The 18133-nt window shown below is 54.9% G+C and carries 14 protein-coding genes; 13 read left to right on the top strand and 1 reads right to left on the bottom strand.

What is annotated here, in order from left to right; all coding sequences use genetic code 11:
- The first annotated feature begins 16 nt into the window (after window positions 1-16).
- The 11 genes from FF011L_RS07855 to FF011L_RS07805 all read left to right on the top strand — a co-directional run bounded on the left by FF011L_RS07855 (window position 17) and on the right by FF011L_RS07805 (window position 13867).
- On the top strand, window positions 17-556 hold the full coding sequence (locus tag FF011L_RS07855; RefSeq protein ID WP_145351091.1) for a chemotaxis protein CheW: 540 nt from the start codon (window positions 17-19) through the stop codon (window positions 554-556).
- Between the two features lie 21 nt (window positions 557-577).
- Entirely contained in the window at window positions 578-3091 is a 2514-nt protein-coding gene (locus FF011L_RS07850) for a methyl-accepting chemotaxis protein (protein ID WP_145351090.1), read from the top strand.
- A gap of 3 nt (window positions 3092-3094) precedes the next feature.
- Entirely contained in the window at window positions 3095-5482 is a 2388-nt protein-coding gene (locus FF011L_RS07845) for a hybrid sensor histidine kinase/response regulator (RefSeq protein ID WP_145351089.1), read from the top strand.
- Window positions 5483-5494: 12 nt separating this feature from the next.
- Complete coding sequence (gene cheB, locus FF011L_RS07840; RefSeq protein ID WP_145351088.1) at window positions 5495-6583, top strand: chemotaxis-specific protein-glutamate methyltransferase CheB; 1089 nt, start codon at window positions 5495-5497, stop codon at window positions 6581-6583.
- Between the two features lie 87 nt (window positions 6584-6670).
- Window positions 6671-7684, top strand: coding sequence for a WD40 repeat domain-containing protein (locus tag FF011L_RS07835; RefSeq protein ID WP_218933078.1), 1014 nt, complete (start codon window positions 6671-6673; stop codon window positions 7682-7684).
- 116 nt (window positions 7685-7800) lie between these two features.
- Window positions 7801-8700, top strand: coding sequence for a PSP1 domain-containing protein (locus FF011L_RS07830; RefSeq protein WP_246109800.1), 900 nt, complete (start codon window positions 7801-7803; stop codon window positions 8698-8700).
- Window positions 8697-9104, top strand: a complete 408-nt coding sequence (locus tag FF011L_RS07825) for a Minf_1886 family protein (protein WP_145351086.1) — start codon at window positions 8697-8699, stop codon at window positions 9102-9104. Before FF011L_RS07830 ends, FF011L_RS07825 begins: the two co-directional genes overlap by 4 nt.
- Window positions 9105-9541: 437 nt before the next feature.
- Window positions 9542-10687, top strand: coding sequence for a DUF1559 family PulG-like putative transporter (locus FF011L_RS07820; protein WP_145351085.1), 1146 nt, complete (start codon window positions 9542-9544; stop codon window positions 10685-10687).
- A gap of 150 nt (window positions 10688-10837) precedes the next feature.
- Window positions 10838-11146 carry a hypothetical protein gene (locus FF011L_RS07815; RefSeq protein ID WP_145351084.1) on the top strand — a complete coding sequence of 103 codons (309 nt, stop codon included), beginning with the start codon at window positions 10838-10840 and terminating at the stop codon, window positions 11144-11146.
- Between the two features lie 93 nt (window positions 11147-11239).
- Window positions 11240-12478: a heparan-alpha-glucosaminide N-acetyltransferase domain-containing protein gene (locus tag FF011L_RS07810; RefSeq protein ID WP_145351083.1), complete on the top strand. Its 1239-nt coding sequence runs from the start codon at window positions 11240-11242 to the stop codon at window positions 12476-12478.
- A 153-nt stretch (window positions 12479-12631) separates the two neighbouring features.
- Window positions 12632-13867 (top strand): heparan-alpha-glucosaminide N-acetyltransferase domain-containing protein, encoded by a 1236-nt coding sequence (locus tag FF011L_RS07805; protein ID WP_218933077.1) that lies wholly within the window; start codon window positions 12632-12634, stop codon window positions 13865-13867.
- 26 nt (window positions 13868-13893) lie between these two features.
- Here FF011L_RS07805 and FF011L_RS07800 read toward each other — a convergent pair whose 3' ends face one another.
- Window positions 13894-15564, bottom strand: a complete 1671-nt coding sequence (locus FF011L_RS07800; protein ID WP_145351081.1) for a hypothetical protein — start codon at window positions 15562-15564, stop codon at window positions 13894-13896.
- Between the two features lie 184 nt (window positions 15565-15748).
- Here FF011L_RS07800 and FF011L_RS07795 point away from each other — a divergent pair, with 184 nt between their 5' ends.
- Window positions 15749-16708: a putative zinc-binding metallopeptidase gene (locus tag FF011L_RS07795; RefSeq protein ID WP_145351080.1), complete on the top strand. Its 960-nt coding sequence runs from the start codon at window positions 15749-15751 to the stop codon at window positions 16706-16708.
- Window positions 16709-16813: 105 nt separating this feature from the next.
- On the top strand, window positions 16814-18091 hold the full coding sequence (locus tag FF011L_RS07790; protein ID WP_145351079.1) for a CCA tRNA nucleotidyltransferase: 1278 nt from the start codon (window positions 16814-16816) through the stop codon (window positions 18089-18091).
- The last annotated feature ends 42 nt before the right edge of the window (window positions 18092-18133 follow it).

The raw sequence follows: 18133 nt of genomic DNA, 5'->3' as shown, positions 1-18133 counted from the left end.
CCCGGAAGGCTGCTAGATGGTTTTTGATCCTCGTCAGCCCGACATTCAATCCCGGGAAGAAGCGATCCTGGCGGCGCGAGCGGACCGGCTTGCCCAGGTTCCCGCAGCCGCGGCGAATCCAAAGGACATTTTGGAATTTGTCCATTTTTTAATCGCGGATCAACGGTTTGCCATCGCAACTCAATTCGTGAACGAAGTCATGCGAATGCCTTCGATCACCCCTATCCCCGCGGTCCCGGCCCACTTCACCGGACTGACCAACCTGCGTGGCAACGTGGTTTTGGTCGTCGATCTGGCAAAATTAATTGGCGTCCCGTGGCCTCCCAAATCCGACTGGAGACTGCTTGTCCTGGGAACCGAATCGCCCTCGCTAGCGGTCGTAGTAGACGAGGTCGACGAAGTTCAAAGCCTCCACCGCCACGACCTACTTCCCTTTCACTGCAGTCCATCGGTTTTCCGAGACCGGACGCTAGGCTGTACTCCGGACGGACGTATCGTTCTGGATGGCATGAAATTACTGCAGTGGGACAAACTACAAATCGACGAAATCGAATAGGTGCTCTCGCGAGAATCCGACATGGGAATTAAGAATCGCCTCAGCCAGCTGTCGCTCCGTCTGCAGATCACGATTGCAACTTGTATTATCATTTTGACATCGCTTGCGTTCATGGGTTACCTGGCTTTCCAGCAAAGCCGCAAGATCGTCACAGAGATGACGCTCAGCCGCATGATGGCGCAAACCAACGAGATCGCCAGCAGCATGCAGCACACTCTGGATGTGACGCGAGCCGATGCGTTGAACATGGCCAGCTTTCCCGTGATCGCCGGGATTGTGCGAGCCCGCGATAACCAGGAAACCCCTGGTGCCGATCCGACTGCAGAAGGGACCGACACCGCGTTTTGGCTGGACAAATTGAAACAGGTCTTGGCGGCCCAAATGAACTTGGCCAAAGAACGTTCGGCCTGCATCCTCTACGATCAGAATGGCGACGAGGTGTTCCAAATGATCCGGACACCGGCAGGTCCTCGGCAACAGACCAACATCGGCACCAACGTTCAGAACGAAGCTTTTTTTGTAGCCGCCTCGGGTCTCCAGACAGGAAAAGTTTACCTATCGCCGACCTATCAAGACCCGGAAACGGGGAACGCGTTGATCCGGTGTTGCACCCCCTATTTCTCCGCCCCAACCAGCGTTTCGGCACCCGCATTTCGCGGAGTGTACTGCATTGTTTTGAACGCCACCGAGGTCTTCACGCGAGCCGCCACCAGTGCCAGCGACGGGGAAGACACAGCAGACCAAGAATTGGTGATTGAAATCGCCGACGAAAAAATGCGGTTCCTTTACGCGAACCCCAATAGTGATGTCGCTCCTTTTAGTGCCGATCGATTTGATCTTCGGCGAAAGTTTCGCGGCAACCTATTAAAAGAATCCGATTCGTCGGGACGGTATAACCGTGAACATGACTCGCACCAAGCCTACATCCCTGCCAACAAGTTGTCCCGGTCGGAACCGTTGGTCGTCACCCATCGGCGGATCTATTTCAACGCCCCCGAAGACTACAGTCGCTACTGGGTCGTGGCCGTTAGCGAGGACGCGGTTTCGGCGCTGGGATCCTTGCGTCGACTAGCGGCTGGGTTCCTATGGATTGGATTGGCGGTTTTGGCTTTGGCCGCTGCACTGACCTATTTCCTCTCGCGACGAATCACTTCCACGTTGACCAACCTGTCGGTGATCGCCGATGCCATTGCTGGAGGCGACTTGCAGTGCGAACTGCCAAGCAACAAAGGACTGGGCGAAGTCGCGACTCTCAGTTCCTCGTTCGGCCGCATGACCGATAATCTGCGGACGACCATCACACGTCTGAGTGCCGATGAAGCTCGGACACAAGCCATTCTCGATTCGGCTGCGGATGCTTTGTTCACGCTCGATCCGCAAGGCACGATCCTCTCATGCAACTCCGCGACGGCCGGAATTTTCGGATATCTAAAAGAAGAAATCGTTGGTCAAAACGTCAGTCGACTCTCCGCATTCCTGGCACATTCGGATGACCGCAAAGACGATGTGATCCTGCAACCGGGAGAGGTCCGTCTGCTTGGTGAAGAATTGCAGGTCGAAGGACGTCGACGTGACGGTTCCCACTTCCCGCTTGCGGTTCGAATCGCCGAGATGAACTACCAGGGGGAACTGCTGTTTATCGTGACGGCCCAGGATATTACGCGCCGAGTCGAAAACGAACAGCAACGCGAAAAATTGTTCAAATCGATCCGCAATGCGGTGCAAAAACTGGCCAATGCCAGTCAACAGATCCTCACCCAGACCTCCGATCAAGCCACGGGCACACAGGAACAAGCTGCGACGGTCGCCGAAGTCGTAGCGACCACCGAACAGATCGCCCAAAGTGCGCAGCAGGCTGCGCAGCGAGCCAACGAGGTCGCTCAGTCCGCACGCCACACCGACGAAGTCGGGACCGCCGGTCGTAACGCGATCGATGGAGCGGTCAATTCGATGGAAAATGTGAAACAGCAAGTCGAATCGATCGCCCAGAACATGCTGATGCTGGCCGAAAGAGCTCAGGCGATCGGCGAAATAACGGCGACGGTCAACGACATCGCTGAACAAACAAACGTCCTCGCCCTCAATGCTGCCGTCGAAGCGGCTCGAGCCGGTGAGCATGGCAAAGGGTTCGCGGTCGTCGCTGCGGAAGTGAAATCGCTGGCAGGCCAGTCGAAGAAAGCGACCGCTCAGGTCCGAACCATCCTGAACGAAATCCAAAAAGCGACCAACGATGCGGTGCTCTCCACCGAACATGGAACGCGAACGGTAGCCGATGCCAACGAAGTTATCACGCAAGCAGGCGAAACCATCAATGCACTCGCCGGCACGCTTGCCGAATCGGTCCGTACCGCGACTCAGATTTCCGCTTCGGCCAATCAACAGGCCGCAGGCGTTCGACAACTGACCGACGGTGTCCGCAACATCGACACGGTGATCAAACACAGCGTCGAATCGATCCGCCAAATCCAAGCTGCTGCAGAAAATCTGAACGGTGTCAGCACCGAACTCGCTTCCTTGACCGAGGGCGATCGTTAGCCCATGGATAGGCAAGAACTAGCACGATTGCTGATGGGAACCTTCTTAGATGAGCTCCAAGAACATGTTGGAGGCCTCAGCAAAGATCTATTGACGCTAGAAAAAAAGCCCTCGCCTGAAGAACGATCCGAAGCGATCGCTCGATTGTTCCGCGCCGCCCATAGCCTGAAAGGGGCTGCCGCCGTCGTCCATGCCGATCCAATTCGTGACGCCTGTCACTCGATGGAAGATCTGTTTAGCGAACTGCGTGAAGGGGAAACCGATCTAAACAAACAACAGACGTCGGTTCTGCTGGCGAGTGTCGACGCCATCGAAGACTACGCGAAACGAATGCGGGCCGGCGATCGTTTGACAGAAGCCCCACTTCACGGACTGTTAAACGATCTGTCCGAACTGTCGATCGAGCAAGAACAAGCCGTTGACCTAGGTGCCACCTCAGCCCCATCTGAAACCCCAGCTGCAGAGAAAGCCCCTGCAGAGAAAACCCCTTCGCAGCAAACAGAGCTCTCGCAAAATCCGTCCGTCGATTCGAACGCTAATCCCTCAGCGACATCGAACGAACCGACCGCCTCCGAACTCGCCCCCGCACAGCAAACCGCCACCTCCCCCGCCGACGTCTCCGCTCCCGCTGCGGGACCGTCGCGCGATATGACTGCCGCAACCATCCGGGTTTCATCACAAAAACTGGATGCCCTGCTAGCCCATAGCGGAGAACTGTTGGTCGCTCGAGGCCGATTTGCTTGCCGCGTCGAGGAAGCTTCGGAATTGCGTGATTCAGCCTATGAACTGCGGAAACAGTGGCGTGAATCCGAAGCATTGTTACGGGAAACCCTCCATCGATTTGAAGACCCGATCGCCGACGATGAAAATCGCCAGCCGCTGCAAGCCTTGTCATTAACGCATGACCGCATTCAAGCATTAACTTCCAAACTAGAATCGCTCGCGGGCGGATTTGACAACGACGTCCGGCACCTGAAGCAAACGTGCCAAGTCCTTGATGACGAAATTTACAATGTCCGAATGCTCCCTTTTGCGGCAGCATGTAGCGGCCTGGAACGGGTCGTGCGTGATATTGCCAGTTCCTCCAATAAACAAATCCACCTGGACCTGCAATTTGACGGCGTTGAAGTCGATCGCTCCGTCCTGGAAGGCCTGAAGGATCCGTTGATTCACCTGGTTCGCAATGCGGCCGATCATGGAGTCGAAAGCAGCCCTGAACGGATCGCAGCGGGTAAAAATCCCGAAGCAAACATCGTGATCTCGGCATCGCTGCGAGGCGGGCAGGTGGAGGTGGTGGTCCGTGACGACGGGCGTGGCTTTGACCTCGAAAAGATCCGCGCAACGGCAACACGGCACGGGATCGATATCCCCGATGCCCCGCACGAGCAAGCTCGGCTGGTATTCGCAGCAGGTTTTTCGACCGCTCCGATGGTGACCGACCTATCCGGCCGCGGGGTCGGACTGGATGTCGTACAAAACCAAATCGAATCACTGCATGGGTCTGTCGACGTCCAATTCACCGAGGGGCAAGGAACGAAATTCACGCTACTGGTTCCACTTACGCTGACGACCATCCGGGCGTTGTTGGTGGAAACGCATCAGCAACAGTTCGCGATCCCGACGCCCGTCATCGAACAGGTGATTCGCTTTGATGCCAGCGACCTAAAAATGGTCGGCGGCAACGAAGTCTTCATTCGAAATCGCAAACCCACACGTCTGGTCGCCCTGAGAACCGCTTTGGGACTGACGCCACCGCCTCCCCCTGGAAATGCTAAGCGTCTGGCCGTAATCCTTGCCGTCGGCGAACATCGCGTCGCCCTGGCCGTTGACGAAATCCATAGCGAACAGGAGGTCTTGGTGAAAAACCTGGGGGCTCGCGTCCGGCGTCTTCGTCATTTTTCCGGCTGCACACTGCTCCCTTCTGGGCAGGTTGCCTTGGTCATCAATGCAACCAATGTCACGCGAACCGCATTGGGAATAAAAACGCGTTCCGTGGTAAACTCTGCCAGCGGCCTGCAGCTCTCTCCGCCCAAAAGAGTGCTGGTTGTCGAAGATTCAGTCACCACGCGAACATTGATGGTCAACATTTTCCAGACAGCCGGTTTCGATGTTGCCGGAGCCACCGATGGTGAAAACGCCCTTCAAATCCTTCAGGAACAGTCGTTTGACTTGATTGTCAGTGATGTCGACATGCCCAAAATGGACGGGTTCACATTAACCGATAGGGTCCGGAAACAGCCCTCGCATTCCGAGGTTCCGGTTATCTTGGTAACCGCCCGAGGAAGCGATCACGACAAGCAACGTGGCATCGACGTTGGGGCGAACGCTTATATTGAAAAAGGAAGTTTTGATCAGCAAATTTTACTTAAGACCGCTCACCAGTTGCTTTAGAGATTTTGAAAGATGCCTCGAATACTAATTGCTGATGATTCTCCGACCGCACGAGAGATGTTGGCTGCGATTTTGCAGTCGGACGCGGACATTGAGGTCGTTGGCTTCGCAACAAACGGTAGGCAGGCGATTTCCGAAACAATGCGGCTAAAACCGGACTTGATCACCATGGATATCAACATGCCTGATCTGGATGGTTTTCAAGCCACCAAGGAAATCATGATCGAATGTCCAACCCCGATCGTGATCATTTCGGCAAGCCTAAAAGCGAGGGAAATCAAATGCAGCATGCAAGCGTTGCAGGCAGGTGCCCTGACGGTCCTGAGCAAACCAACGGGCGTCTTTCACGCAGATTTTCAACACCAGGCGGCTGAAATCATTCAGCACGTGAAAGCCCTTGCCGATGTCGTTGTGATCCGGCACCACCGTACGCGTGAGACCCCGTCGGCGGCAGTACCGGCCATTGAAGCCGAAGTGCAACGGGTTGCGGAACAGCGAACCGGGGCGGAAATCCCCTGCATTGGGATCGTCGCGTCGACCGGAGGACCACCGGCATTAGCGACTTTACTGCGAGGGCTGACGCCGGATTTCCCTGCAAGTATCGTGGTCGTCCAACACATCGTGGGGGCATTTGCCGACGGTTTTGTGCATTGGCTGAATAGCGTTTCGCCGCTGACGGTCAAAACGGCGATCGACCGCGAACCTCTTGAACCGGGTGTCGTTTTTATTGCCCCCCATGGTCGACACGTTGGAGTCGATCCCCATTCACGTATCGAATTGTCCGACGGCGATGCAATCGGTGGCTTCCGACCAGCCGGAGACCACCTTTTTAACACCTTGGCGATGTCCCGCCCTGAATCTTCCCTGGCAATCATCATGACAGGAATGGGACAAGATGGAGTCGATGGGATTGTTGCCATGCACGCCGCTGGTGGGCATACGGTCGCTCAAGACGAAGAGAGCTGCATCATTTACGGGATGCCTCGAGCGGCTGTTGAACGAAATGCCATCGATGTAAGCCTAGCGGTGGACGAAATTCCAGTCTATTTAACCCGTTGGGCGGTTCGAACTGGATCGGCGATTCAACAGGGCTTAAAATAGCCTCTTCGGTCAATGCTGAATCCCGCCTAAAAAATCAGCGTTCCAATTCAACTTGGTTTCCCTCCTTAGATGCCTCAGAAAAAAACCATGATTCAGTCTTCCCTTTCCAAATGCCTTACTGTTTTTCTTCTTTGTGGATGGCTAGCGACAGCCAGCACGTCCGCCTTGATCGCAGAAGACTCCACAGAAGCTCCCGCCGATCCGGCTCCGGAACAAGCCGAAACCAGCCAGTGGGTCACCTCGGTCACCAGCATTGGCAAAACAGGCGATATCGCGGTGGCTACGGCCCAAGGACTGTTGCTGCGAGAGGGTGCCGTCGCCCTTGGCAAATCCGATGCGTCCGATCGAGCGGTTGCCTACAATCAGCCCGCCAGCGTATGGGCTGTCGCAGCAAGCCCTGACGGAAGCCAACTGGCCAGCACCGATTACCGTGGCAATCTGGTCATCCGCAATTTGAAAGACAGCAAGGATCAAGTCCACGAAGGAGCTTTTGAACGTTGGACACGAGCCTTGGCATTTTCGCCAGATGGCAAGCAACTGATCGCTGGCAACGAAGCTGGCAAAGTCATGATCTGGGATCTGGAACAAAAGAAAATAAGCCATTCCGTGGAATTAGGCCCGCAAGCGGTAATGGACCTGAAACTAGCTCCGCAGGGAGACCACCTTGCCGTTGCCGACGGCAGTGGAAAATTACACCTGCTAAAATTTCCTTCCCTGGAAAGCACCGCGGTCCAGACGGTCTGTGAAGCAGCCCTTTGGTGTGTCGATCGCAGTGGCGATCAATGGATTGTAGGGACCGCCGACAATCGAGTTTTCCGCTGCCCCGACGGGGAAGGGGATTCGGTCGAAATCGCCAAGATGAAAGACTGGGTTTCCGATATCGCGGTCTCCTCCTCAGGCTTGGTCGCCGCAGCGGAACTGAACGGACAGATTCACATCATGACCGCCGACGGAACGATCGTCGCTTCCCCCGAAGCCGCCCCAAGTGGCATCTGGTCCCTCCATTGGCAAAACGGGTCCGAACTATTGGTCGGAACGCGAAAAAATGGACTGCTCTCCATTCGACAATCCTGGGACTGGACAACTCCCAAGGCCAAATAACGCGTCTATCCCGCGAACTTCGGTGCCAATGACCGCCGGGAAAGGGAGATCTAGCGTATAATGAAGGCTGTGATCTCTTGTATCGCCTACGCCGCCTTATTTCACGGAACGGATGGATGACTTCGAAGGAACCGGCAGCGTCTGAGTTGGCTGAAAAACGACCGGCAGGCGGGCGTTATATCGTCCGTTGCGGTGCGATGCGGACCCTCTGCATCCTAAAATCCCAGCAGAACCTGCGGTACGGAGCCCGAGTCATCGGCCGTACACCGCGTGGGGTGGAAATGGGAGAAGTCCTCTGCGAAGCGACGCCCCAGGCAACTTCGCTGCTGGAATCCCCCCCCGAGGGGCAGGTCATGCGGCAGGTTTCCGCAGTCGACGAAAACGAACTGGCCCATTTAAAAACCAAAGCCGAACAAGAGTTCCAGACCTGCAAGAGAGTGATCGCTGAGTGCCAGCTGGAGATGCAGTTGGTCGATGTCGAACACATCTTTGGTGGAGAATTGATCGTCGTCTATTACCTGGCCGAACGTCGGGTCGATTTTCGCCAACTGGTAAAACGCCTCGCTTCAGACTTCCAGACTCGCGTCGAAATGCGACAGATTGGCGTCCGTGATGAAGCTCGATTGCTAGCGGATTACGGAGACTGCGGGAAACCGGTTTGCTGCAACACTCATCTGTCCAAAATGCCGCCCGTTTCAATGAAAATGGCGAAATTGCAAAAGGCGACGCTCGATCCGTCGAAAATTTCGGGAAGATGTGGCCGACTGAAGTGTTGCTTGAGGTACGAGTATGATACATACGAAGAATTGAAGCGAGAATTGCCGCCGATCGGAAGTGAAATCGTCACGGCCGAAGGGCGGGCTAAAGTTCTGGGGCACGAGATTCTTTCTCAACAGATTTTGGCGCAGACAGAAGACCATCGACGTGTCCTAGTAGTGCTGGCAGATGTCCTAAGCGTCTCGAAAAAACCAGCAAAAGTTGCAAAACAAAAGAAACCGCAGGATAAAGACAAATGAGCGCGATTCATGCAATTGCCGAGTTGTTAGACCGGGACCAAAGGTACAAGGTTGAAGCGTACCAGTTCATTCGCGAGGCCCTTGCCTACGCTCATGACGTGCTGAGAATGCACGAATCCGGTCTTCCCGATTCAGACGAAGCCCGACACATCTCCGGACAACAGCTCTGCGAAGCCTGCCGGATTTATGCCCTGGACCAATACGGGTATATGGCTCGCCTAGTCCTCAATCGCTGGGGCCTGCACAGCACCGGCGATTTCGGTGAACTGGTCTACAACCTGATCGACATCGAACAGATGAAAAAAAGTGATTCGGACCGCCGCGAAGATTTTAACGATGCGTACGACTTTGCCACCGCATTTGAACCTCAGTTCACGATGACCTCCAGCGCATCAGACGCTTAAAAATCGCCTAGCGATTTATCTCCAGCGAATACCGCTGTTTCCACGATCAAGGCAAACGAATGCGTTTGCCCTTTCTCGGATCGTTTCTTGTTTTAGCGTGGCAAATTCGCCAGCGGCAAGCAGCCAACAAGCGATGCCCGATGTGCACCGGAGCACACTCTTTATGAAGGCACCGGGGGACACTCCTCGCAAAGGCACCGGAGCATGCTCCTTGCGAAGGCACCGGAGCACAGTCGCCACCGAACCCGCGAAACGTCTCTATCCCTCGGTTAGAAATCTTAACGAGATAACTAACTTCCACGGCAACAAAAAAGTTGACTTGCGGTTCGCCGCACCGTACAACGTGAATTAGCACATTTGAAGTGACGTTCGTCGCTTGCGATTGCTTTTCGCTAACTTTCAGTTGGCGCTTGTCCTTTTCTAATTGGAGCCATGCTATGGCGCTTGCTGCAGATTCTCGTTATCTGAAACGAGGCTTCACACTGGTTGAATTGTTGGTCGTGATTGCGATCATTGGTGTCTTGGTCGGTCTGCTACTACCTGCGGTTCAGGCGGCTCGCGAAGCCGCTCGCCGAATGCAGTGCAGCAACAATATGAAGCAACTAGGTCTTACGTTGCATACATTCCACGATGTGTTTAACGCCTTTCCCAGAGGCGATTCACCGCGTGCCGCAGGCGATGGTTACATGTATGTCCAATCGCACGCGTTGATCTCACTGCTACCCTACATGGAACAGTCAAATCTCAAGGACACGCCAAACGTCTCCACTGACTGGTACGATGCAGCGGCAAGTTCGGATGCAGAGCTAACAGTGGTTCCATCGACGGTCTGCCCATCGGCAACCAACGGACCACGGAACCCTGTTGATTTATGGGGACCTTCGGGCGATGAAATCCATAGCCCCGGCGTTGGTGTGCCTCAATTTGGGGCCATGCACTATGCGTTCTGCAAAGGCATTAATGACTCGTGGGCTGTCGACTGGGATCGCGCCGACCAACAGGCTGCAGGATTCGTTTTGGCCGCCGACGGACGTCGCGGGAAAGGGGCTCGCAAAGGCTACCTGAACGGACCGATCCCGGCTTCGGAAAAAGGAATGTTCAACCGAGCATCCAATACTCGGTTCGCCGAAATTACCGACGGGACAAGCAACACTTTCGCGATTGGGGAAGCAGCAGGCGGCGATGCCTGGCCACTTTGCCGAGGCGTTAACTGCACCGACCCTGTTTTCAATGGGCAACGCTTTCCAGCAAATACCGGCTGGTTGATTGGACAACCGGGCGACGAAGACCAACCCGATGTACTGGGAACCAACGCCTTCGGTTGCACAATGGAACGTTTAAACAAGTGGCCAGTCACCGACAGCTACATGGCGCTTGGCGGCGACCGCGCATCCCAACAGCGGGATACGCGCAGCAGCGCCAACGGCGGCCTAAACAGTACTTCCAATTTCCGCAGCCAACACCCTAGCGGTGGGATGTTCGTGTTCGCCGACGGGGCCGTACGGTTTGTCAGCGAAACCGTCGACATGGTGCTCTATCGGAATAGCTCAACCATCGGTGGCGGCGAAACCAACGGCCTGTAACCCAGGCATCGATCCCAGCCGGTTCCGATAGCAACGATCACCGGCACCTCTTTTCACAACAGTGTCGAAACTCTTTCGACACTGTCTTTAACCTTTTGACATTCAGGAGATTCGTGGATGTTGCGATCTGTTTTTTCAATACTTCTTCTCGTGAGCACTCTTTCGATCATGGGCTGTGGCGGCGATCCCGAACCAACCGCCACGGAACCTCAATCGCCTTCCCAGATGGCGAAAACCGACGATCAAAAAATCGAATATTTGATCGAAATGTTACATCGCAAGAACAGCTTAAAGAAAAATGCGCAAGCAGCTCGCTCACTGGGCAACATGGGGGCAGCCGCTGAATCAGCGATCCCTGAACTGCAGAAAGCCATCAAAACAACAAAGGATGACAAAGTACGTACCGATTCCGAAGCCGCAATCAAAGCAATTCAAGCGGCTGCAAAGCCGGCACCTTAGTTGCCGTAAAAGTCCGACCAACCTTTCCTGGTCGCGATAGGTTCCTTACCGCCCAGCGGACCTATTTTTTCCACGGGCAGAGGGAACGCAGAAATGATGGCAGCGAAGGACCAACCTTCGGCGGAAGCCGAAAAGGACGTCAGTAGGAAACGCATTTTGTCGCTTGACCAGTTCCGTGGCTACACGGTCGCTGGCATGTTGCTGGTCAATTTTTTGGCCAGTTTTGCCGTTTCCCCAGCGGTCCTAAAACATAGTCATGACTACTGCAGTTATGCCGATACGATCATGCCGCAGTTCCTGTTTGCGGTTGGCTTTGCCTTTCGATTGACTTTCGGACGGCGAATCAAGCGTGACGGGGCGACCGCCGCCAATCTAAGAATGGTGCGGCGACTGCTTGGCCTGATGCTGGTATCCGTGGTGATTTATAACGTTTCAGCACGAGCAAGTAATTGGGAAGAACTGGTGGCGCTTGGGCCGGGGGGAATCCTTCCGGAACTGGTAAAACGAAACTGGTTTCAAACACTGATGCACATTGCGGTCACGTCTCTGTGGCTGCTACCGGTGATTGCGGCAGGAACCAAGGTCCGAATCCTCTGGATGACCGGTAGCGCAATACTACACGTGCTGCTTTCCTACTGGTTTAACTTCGAATGGGTAAACACCAGTCCCAATGGAATCGACGGCGGGCCCTTGGCTTTCCTAACCTGGACGATTCCAGCGATGATGGGAACGTTTACCTGCGACCTGATCATTGCCAACATCAACAAGGTGCCACGGAGACGCCTGGCATGCTGGGGACTTTGCTTGGTGGCGGCCGGATATCTGATCTCTTGCGGGACACGTTTCTACGATGTCCCTCCGAACTTGCAGTCGTCCCTCAGCGATTCCAAACTTGCCAGCGACCCTGTCCTGCCAACAGAGGCACAATTCCAGCGTTGGGCATCTGCCAAGCACTGGAGCGACTGGTTTGCAGAGCCCCCCTTTGTGGCTCCACCTGACCAAGAACAACGCAAGTGGAATTACTGGATGATGAGCCAGCGTGGAGGAACGCTCTCCTACATGACCTTCAGTGCAGGAGTGTCGGTGCTGGCTTATCTGCTGTTCTACATGGCCTGCGACCAACGAGGATTCCATTCCTCCTTTCTGCAAACATTTGGCACCAACGCGCTGGCTGCCTATGTCTTGCACGAAATGGTCGGTGAAGCGGTGAAACCTTTTATCCCCAAAGATTCCCCCGGTTGGTATGTCACGTTGGGATTGTTGTTGTTTTTTCTAATCACTTGGACATTTGTTCGCAGCTTAGAGAAACAGAAGATTTTCCTTCGCTTGTAACGCGGCAAGAATTTGTCCACTTCGGAAATCAACATGTCGATTTTGACCGCAGCATCGAAAACATCGTCGAAAAACTCGTCGAAAACATCGTCAGCACCAAACGTTCCGCCAACACCAAACACAGCGGAGGCCTCTCCTTCGCGCGTCGTGTCAATGGACCAGTTTCGCGGCTATGCGGTCGCGGGAATGTTTATTGTCAACTTCCTGGGCGGGTTGGCAGTGACCCATCAGGTGCTCAAGCACAACAACACCCACTTCAGCTGGGCCGATTCGATCATGCCGGGCTTCCTGTTTGCCTGTGGGTTTTCGTTCCGGTTATCGGTACTGAGAAAACTTCCTCAACTGGGACGCGTCGCGGTTTGGACGGCGATCGTCCGCCGCTCCCTAGGCTTGGTGCTACTGTCACTGGTGCTTTACGGACTTGGCAATGAATTCGATTCCTGGCAAGCGATCGATACCGCCGCGGTGCAAAAATTTGTTGCCGAAATGATCAAGGCAGACCTGTGGGAGGTTCTGGCGATCATTGGCGTCGCACAGTTACTGCTGTTACCGATCATTGAAACGTCGCCGAAAGTGCGGCTAGGTATCGCGATCACTCTTTCCTTGCTGCACATCTTCCTTTCGGATTGGTTCAACTATTGGTTTGTCTACGGGCAACCAAACTGGCTGGACGAACTGCTGGGGACCACGGGGCGCCGTGCCTGGGATGGCGGACTGTTTGGGCTTATCAGTTGGTGCGTGGTGATGCTTGCGGGAACGCTAACCTACGACCTGATGACAAGCGCTGCGTCGATTCGACGTGCCGCAACAACCCTTGTTCTTTGGGGGATCGGGTTAATGTCTTTGGGATATGCGGCATCCTGCCTCACGACGCTTTACGATGTCCGCCCAGAAAATTCGATTCCCGTAGCGAATGAGGCGAACGACAAATTTGCCCAATCGCCAGTCGTCCCCCCCTGGGCAAACGCCACCGATCGTTCCTGGCGTTCCCTGCTGGCAGAACCACCGTTTACCGTCCCGGCGGGAACCGAGCAACGAAAACTGAACTACTGGATGATGGATAAACGAGTCGTCACACAAAGCTTTATTTGGTTCTCGACAGGGTTTACCTGTCTGGTTTATGCGATGTTTGTGTTGGCCTGCGACATTGGCAGCATGAGATTCCGCTTGTTTGCCCTGTTTGGACAAAACGCGTTAGTCGCGTATGCGATCCATCACCCGGTTGCGGAAATGGTTCTGCAAATCGTGCCGAAGGATTCACCGGTTTGGTGGGCGACGACCGGTTTGGTTCTATTTTATGCAATCACTTGGATGTTTGTCGTCAGCTTTGTAAAGATGTTCGCGGGGGCGACCAAAAGGGGACCGAAACCTGCAACGGTCGCCGCATAGAGGGCGACCGAAAACCGGTTATGGTTTTATTCCATCAACATCGCCGCCAGATCAGCCATCGTTTTTGCGGTCTCCCGGATCCCGTTCTGAATCCTGGCAGGACGTGACCCGGCCAATCCATGCTGCGATAGCGTGCTCGCTTCGCCCGATAGCTGATCCCAAGTCTTTAGCAGCAAGCCCCCGGTCTCTTGCAGGGCACCTAGGTTTGCATCGTTGGCCAATTGGGAATGCAAGCGACGGGAAAGCTGCAGAAACTGGTCTGAATTCCCCAAAAAGCTACTCGCGAAACTAGCCGGCGTGTAATAACGACGGTACCGCTGAATATCCGCAAACAGATACTCCGCTTCCCCTTCCAGTGCAGCGGCCAACTGAATGGCTTGGGCCCGATCCAATGCCTGGTGCGTTCCAACAATATCCAACAATTCATGGGTGTACTGATTGATCGCAGCCAGATTGTTCGGCTGAACACTTGGTAGCCCGCTGATCTGAGATTCCAAGGCATGCCAGCGACGATCGATATCGTTAACCACTTCACGAAGATGCGCCAAATCGTCGTCCCCTTCATCGGCATGTTTTTTCAAATCATCACTTGCTCGGTACAGTTGCCTTGTATCGGCCAGGATGCGGTTCTGCTGTTCGCGAGGCAAGCGTGCGAGGGCTCGAATCGAAAGCCCATCCATCAGCTGCAAAACTTCAGAGTGAAGCCGATTGGCAATGTGCTGGAAGTACCCCATGTCAGGCGAGGCAGGCATCGACAACAGTGCAAAGACTTCGCTGCCACAGTGGCGGATCCGTTCCAATCGACGATCGATGTACGGGTCATTCAAATCATACAAACGGGCCGAATAGACTCGCCATTCGGTGACAAACTGGTGAAACCGAGGCATGATTTCGCCCAAGCTTCCCTTGGAAACGAACGTCGCTTCTCGCCGTAAACGTTCTTCCAAAATACGGCCGTCCTGAATCAGACGTTCCTGCCCTGGCACCGAACGCATGTACCTTAAATCGTCCAGCAGCACCTCCATATAGGTGGTGCAAGCGACCAATAAGTCCTGCATTCGCTCACGATTGAACTGGGTTTCGATCCCAAGAATCCGGCAAATTTGATTGCTATAGTCATCCAAGGCATCGACGTCTCGTCGCGTCTGGGCCGACAACCCGCTCAAGGATCGCAATGAGAACGAGAGCTGTCGCCAATCGCCGTCCAGTTCCTCATAGTTTCCGATCAGGTTTCGATAATTGGTTTCGGCAGCGGCTTGGCGGGCCAACGCGTCGGCATGAGCTTGCAGGTGCAGGGCAGGGGCAACCAATTCACGAACCCCAGGAATCCGGTTCGACGGCTGCCGAAGCTGGGTAGCCAAATCGCTGGAATGATGCGAAAAACGATCCAGCAAATCCCGCAAAGATTCAAGACGCTTCCGATCTGGCCCTGAATTTGCAGAATTGGGGCGAGGACGCGGAGGAGGCGCATCGGGAAGCCGGTGGGGCGGCGGACCGCTGGGAAGCGGACGATTTGCCGCGTCGGCGGCTCGCCTGCGGGCCGCTTCCTCTTGCTCGCGAGCTCGTTCAAGCTCCGCTTCGACGACCGAGCGAAACAAACCTTCCAGAAGTTGTCCCCGTTGAGCGAAAGCATGAACCGGAGACCAAACCATGGCGCCAGCGACCACGATCAGCACGGCAAGTGAGTGTCGAGACATAGTGAACCGTCGAAGAAGAGAAAGGCTGTATAAGATGACCTGCTACCCCTACAACATCGTATACGACGGGCTCGTGCGGGACAGGGCCGATTCCGTCGGGGGATGTGATTCCCGCTGAGGGAACGCCCCCCTGCTGCTCACTCCGCAATTGCCGTTACCGCATTTTGAAAGACCCGATTCGCAGATGATTACGTTCCCCTGTCAGTGTGGCAACAAGCTTTTCTTTGGAAGTACTCACTGCGTACGCTGCCAGAACCGTGTCCGCATGTGCCCCCTCTGCCGACAGATTACCTCTGCGGGGAAGACGGACGGACCGTGGGCTTGCGGGAATCCAAGCTGTGCCGTCGAACTGCGGGCATGCAAAAACTATTTAAAACACTCCTTCTGCAACCGCGGCGTCGTGCAAGCGGGAAATGAACTCTGCAATTACTGTCAACTGAACCGGGTGCTCCCCGACCTGACCGTCACAGGAAATCTGAAGAAGTGGCGTAAACTTGAGCGGGCCAAGCATCGCGTCCTCTACGACCTAGAAGGTTTAGGGTTCCCGCTCCACGGGCAAAATCCGGAGCTGTATTTTGAATTCAAATCGGGGGCGACCAGCCACGCGCACGGCTGTGTTTCGGTCGATCTAGCGGAAGCCGATAGTGTTCACCGCGAAAAAATTCGCGTGAAATTTCGCGAACCCCATCGAACTCTGGTCGGTCACCTTCGTCACGAACTGGGGCATTACTACTGGGAAGTGGTCGTCGCCTCCAATTGCCTTGAGGATTTCCGTAAAGCCTTTGGGGACGAGAGACAGCCCCGCTATTCGGTTGCCAAAGATGCGTATTATGCCTCCGATACGAACGAGCACTGGCAGCAGGAATTTGTGTCGGAATATGCGACCATGCATCCCTGGGAAGATTTCGCTGAAACGTTCGGAACCTTCTTAGACATTGTCGCACTCCTCAACACGACGCAGCATTTTGGCTGGAGTCAATTTGACCCCCATGATTTCAAATCGATGCTTACCGCTTACCAACGCGTTGGCGTCGCCGCAAACGAAATGAACCGGGACATGGGGATGCTTGATTTGGTCCCGGAAGTTTTCACCCCGCCGGTCGCCCGAAAACTGGAGTTCATCGACCGACTGCGGCGGGGATAATTCAAGATTATTGCCGATTCAATGGTTCTCTGCGGTAAACAAAACTGGCAAACACGATAAAATCGGCCCTTCTCTTTCGCTGCTAATTGTTGATCGGTTTTACCCATGCTTATTCGTCGCGACGAATCCTCGGCGCACGCGTTTGCAGTTCTCGAAAAATTGGCAACCGCTGGCCACACTGCGTTCCTTGCTGGCGGCTGCGTGCGTGACGCACTTCTAGGGATACATCCCAAAGACTTTGATATTGCCACCGATGCTACGCCCACTCGCGTCCAGAAGATTTTCGGTAAAGGACGAACCCTAGCGATCGGAGCTTCTTTTGGGGTCATCAATGTGCTTCCCGACAAGGGGAGCCTTTGCCAGCCTGTGGAAGTCGCAACCTTCCGCAGCGACGGTACGTACTCGGATGGCCGACGCCCAGATTCCGTTCACTTTGGCGATCCCGAACAAGATGCCCTTCGCCGCGACTTTACGATCAACGGAATCTTTTATGATCCGCTGGCCGACAAGGTAATCGATTTTGTTGGCGGCCAAGCCGATTTACAGGAACAAGTGATCCGCGCCATCGGCGACGCCGACCAAAGATTCGCAGAAGACAAACTACGAATGTTGCGAGCCGTCCGCTTCGCGTCGTTGCTGCAATTCCGCTTGCAACCGGCAACCGCTCAAGCCGTTCGACAGTTTGCGCCGCAAATTGACCAAGTCAGCGGGGAACGTATCGGAGCCGAAATGCGGCGCATGCTTGCCAGCCCAAGGGCGAACCATGCGATCAAGGCGTTGGAGGAATTGGAACTCGCCCCCCATCTGCTTCCGACGGCAGCACGCAGCGGGCAAGTTTCCCAGGAGTGGCTGACTTGGTTACAGGCCCGCCGCAATCCCGATACCGCTACGGCGATTGCAATGCTGGGGATCCCCGATCGTCATGCCTACGACCAAAACCAGACAGCCTCCATCATCCAGCAGTTGTTTCATACCTGGAAATTGTCGACTCACGAACGGGACGCCGCCCTGTTCGCTGCGTCGAACTATTCCCACTTCGCGCAAGCCGACAAACTTCCCTGGTCGACCGTCCAACCGCTGCTGGTTCATCGCGACAGCAAGACAGCCCTGGAAGTGGCGGCGGCAAGCCTGCGGGCAACGGACGAACTATCCGGCATCAAAGGAGAAGGAATACGGTTTGTCGAACAACGACTTTCCTGGCCGCAAGAACAATTGGACCCGCCACCTTTGATCGACGGGCAAACGCTGAAGAAATTGGGTTTGCGACCAGGCCCCCGTTTTCGCGAAATTTTGCAGGCGGTGCGGGCAGCTCAGCTAGACGAAGAACTGAATTCCCCCGAAGCGGCGTGCGAGTGGATGCGATCGACGGGGCTCCTTTCCTAGGGTGTCCCACGCTGGACTGTCAAAAATGGTTTGGTGCTGCAT

It is taken from the genome of Roseimaritima multifibrata (assembly GCF_007741495.1).
GTDB lineage: Bacteria > Planctomycetota > Planctomycetia > Pirellulales > Pirellulaceae > Roseimaritima > Roseimaritima multifibrata.
Note: the sequence above shows the minus strand (reverse complement) of the source record. Positions and strands in the feature narration are given on the sequence as shown.